Raw genomic sequence first — 3,537 nt, forward strand, 5'->3', positions numbered from 1 at the left:
CCGGGGCGGGTGCGGTTCCAGATATAGGTCCTTTTAGGCTTGTTTCTTAGTGGACCAAGGTAGGCGATCGACTCCAGCTCACGGCGCAGTTGCAGGCTGAGACGTTGTACCGTTTTTCCATGCTCACCCAGTACCGCGATGGCCTCCGAAGAAAAGGCAATACCCCGCTCAGGGCTATAGGAACGTGCCTTCAGGCTGGTACGGGTTTCGCCCGGCAGGTAAAGACCAAAGGCGCTCCGCTCGGTGCGAGCAACACGAAACCAGTTTTCACCGTCTGTACTCAGTTTCATGCTGTCAATGACCGGGCTCTTTTTGGAGTCCTGTGCGTATTCCACTGAAAAGAAGCAGTGGTCTTTGTCATGAACCGCATCCAGCTCAATCCCCACCTTGCGCTTTTCCGGGTTTCTGGTGAGCAGGTCTTCAAATGATCCCATATCCACAGAGTCATTTACCTCGTCACCCAGGTTGAGATGAACGGTAGGATCCGGTGAAGTCGCTGTCTGTTTCATCAGCAGCAGGCTTTGCAACAGACTGGATTTGCCGGTGGAGTTTTCGCCCAGCAGCAGGGTGACCGGTTTCAGCTGAATATCACCCGATTCCCGCCAGGCTTTAAAATTGGATAGTTTTAATCGGGTTAGCATATCCTGTTCATTCCTTGACTGACCGATAAGAATGTCCGGTGAGTGTACTCTATTTGTCCCGGTGCCTGACTGTACTGGCTCAGTGCTTAAACCGTAAGGCAAGATGGTGTTTGATCCCGGTCAGGCGGTTTTATTGTGATTGATTAGTATGCCACTATCGCCCACAACACTTCTTAAACTTTTTATCACTGCCGCAGGGACATGGGTCGTTGCGGCCGGTTTTTGGTGTTTCCCGTATCAGGGTGCCGGTGTGGATAAGCCGTTCCTGTGATCGGGGTTTGGGTTCAGGACGTTGTTCCGGTTCAGGCTCGAAGGTGGACCAGTGTTGCAGTTCAGCCACCGTGTCATTGATCAGGCTATTTTTATTGGTATTCAGCGATCGGTTGTCGTGTTTTTGCAAGTCTGCTTCAAGATCGCTAATGCCATAGTAGAAGCCATCCACCAGCCATTCTTCCATAGCCTGGCGGGCATCATCCGCCAGTTCGCTGAATCCCAGATGGCCGGTTTTCGCTGCAAGTACGCACCAGATGTGGTTTTCATCCCGCTCCAGCTTGCCCCGATACAGATCGGTGAAATAGTTCAGTACGGTATCCCGGTCCAGCTTGCCGGTGCGATACAAGATGGTCAGAGCCTGTAAAGCGGCCCCCCGGACATACTCATAGACGTTGCTGTTTTCAATCACAGACTGCAAAAGTACAATATCACCGTCAAAGACCGAGGCCAGAACCCGGTTCAAATCTTCGGTGGTAATGTCTCCCAGCAGGTACTCAATGGCATCCGCTGGTCGGGTGATGATGTTGATGATCAGCGAATACGCCCGGGTCTCCCGGAACTGGGCCAGCAGATAGAGGGCAAACATCGTAAGATTATCGTTCGCTTCATCTTCAGTACCGGTATCGGCGGCTTTTTCCAGTGATGCCAGTAGCCAGGGGGTGATGGCTTCTTGCTGCTCAATGGCCGCTTCTACTGCGGCTTTGGGGAAGTAGCCTCGGCGCTGGGAGAACTCGCTTAACATCTCATCAATGGTCACAGGTATACGGCCTTGCTGTGTTAAATAGACAAGGGTGTAAAGGATAGCAGGTTGCACATTTTGCTGCTGTCAGAAAACGAGGGTGTTACTCCGGCCTTGCTTGACGCCTGACTCCTCCGCCCGGTGTGGGAAACCGTATGCATTCCCACGGAGACCGACGAGTAAACGCTCATTGGCAATTGGCAAACAGCTCGGTGGCTTTTTTTAAGTCGAGAATGGTAAACCAGAGATTGTTGTAGCGGTCATCAATACGGGTACCACGGCAAATGATCTGTGGCTCTAACTGGTGCTGGCAGGGTAGACCACTATTAGCAAAGGGTTAGGCAGGTTTCTGGCAAAACACTCGGGCCTGCGCGAGGCTCGCAGTTACATCAATGCAGTTACATCAATAATGATGTCAGCAAGCTAAAACCGGGTAAGTGCCAGATCCTTTACAGGATACGTTTGCATTGCGTTTTGTATCACCCACGGGTGACCGTGAGAACGAGGTATTCAGTGATCAGGACCGGTTATCCAATATAACCAGCAGTCATATGGCTACACTTCCGGGGGGCTCAAAAGTCGCATCGTGTCTACGATCCGTGCTCCGAGTGCCTCCAAAGACTGAATAAAGTGCTCGGGAGGAACAGGATTAGTCACCTTTCCCGGTTCGATCTCTTTTAAAACTCCCTGAATTTCTATCCCGGATAATCTGACTCGATGAATGATCCCATTATTGAAGGTAGCATCACAAGTATGGAAACAATCTGTGATGCTGGCGGGTTGATCACCGGGGGCGGGGCAGTCGTTGGCAATAGCAAATTTGCTCACAGTCTCAGTAACAGAGTAGGGGTTGTAGGGGAACATAAAGTTCATTTTTCTCCTTCAGGTCGGGGATAAGTACAGGGCGAAAGCTTCAGGCTTACGATCGTATAAATAAGACATTTGTCAGAGCAGATAGTTCCCAATAATTATTATTTTATATCAATAGGAATTGAAAAATAGCAAATATGGATGAAGAACATGTATTTTTTGCAATAAATTGAACCATCGTACACTTTAATCTTTCGCCCTGGGGATAAATAGGTATCCCCCGATTCATCGGTATTTCCGGAGTACAGCTACCCGGGGGGCTTTACGAAAAAAACGAATTTACGAATTTATTCCTTCAGGCCGCGTGGTCATTGGATTATATCGTTCGTAACCGGCCTTACGAATCAATAAATTTACGAAATAATTCGAGCCTGACTGTTGACTGACCAACACCCGTAATTAGTTCGTAACTTTTATTCTTTCGTCTCCGGGTACGAATTTTATAACCCTCGTTATCCATGGCCTGTAGAACTTTTTCGTAAATTCTTTTATTTCGTAATGACTGGCCTGAAGATGGTTTTCTTCCTGCCTCTGCCCTTTTGTTCGGGTTGATATTGCTCCACCCCTGGTGGTATGGATTCAGTCAGAGACTTCAGGGCAGCGGTGATGTCTTTGGCTTTCTTGTTGCCGCTAAAGAGGTTTTGACTTATCTCGGTACTGGAACATCCTTTCCCGTCGTTATGGGTCAGCAAAAACCCATGGATTTCACCGGCCAGACTGATGACTTCCTCTTGTTCTGCTTCCTGCCTTGCCGTGTTTAACAGGTAACGGATGCTGGCGGCGGAGTAATCCAGCCAGCGGTAAGCCTGGCGGACGTGTTCAGCCTGCACCGATTCTGAGAGGTCCATCAATGCGAAAATAGCCGACAGCCGCCAGACAAACACCCGGTGGCGGGAAACCATATTTGCCAACAGTTCCGGCATGGCATCCTGTGCGGATTCCCTTTGGTGGTACTCCTCAATAATTACCGCTCTGGCCTCTTGGGACATCACCATTTCACGGCCTGCTTTTTTG

General features: G+C 49.6%; 4 protein-coding genes. All 4 read right to left on the bottom strand.

From position 1 onward, the window contains the following. A partial coding sequence (locus tag RM811_RS15555) for an AAA family ATPase (RefSeq protein ID WP_402526049.1) occupies nt 1–641 on the bottom strand: 641 nt, incomplete at its 3' end. A 154-nt stretch (nt 642–795) separates the two neighbouring features. Next, complete coding sequence (locus tag RM811_RS15560; RefSeq protein ID WP_402526052.1) at nt 796–1,728, bottom strand: DUF1186 domain-containing protein; 933 nt, start codon at nt 1,726–1,728, stop codon at nt 796–798. A 480-nt stretch (nt 1,729–2,208) separates the two neighbouring features. Continuing rightward, on the bottom strand, nt 2,209–2,526 hold the full coding sequence (locus RM811_RS15565; protein WP_402526054.1) for a hypothetical protein: 318 nt from the start codon (nt 2,524–2,526) through the stop codon (nt 2,209–2,211). A gap of 485 nt (nt 2,527–3,011) precedes the next feature. Continuing rightward, the coding region (locus RM811_RS15570) for a hypothetical protein (protein ID WP_402526056.1) at nt 3,012–3,537 on the bottom strand (526 nt) is incomplete at its 5' end.

It is taken from the genome of Endozoicomonas sp. (assembly GCF_031844845.1).
GTDB lineage: Bacteria > Pseudomonadota > Gammaproteobacteria > Pseudomonadales > Endozoicomonadaceae > Endozoicomonas.

Excerpts from the sequence above, each read along its gene's own strand:
- RM811_RS15565 (WP_402526054.1), bottom strand. The coding sequence starts at position 2,526 with ATGAACTTTATGTTCCCCTACAACCCCTACTCTGTTACTGAGACTGTG.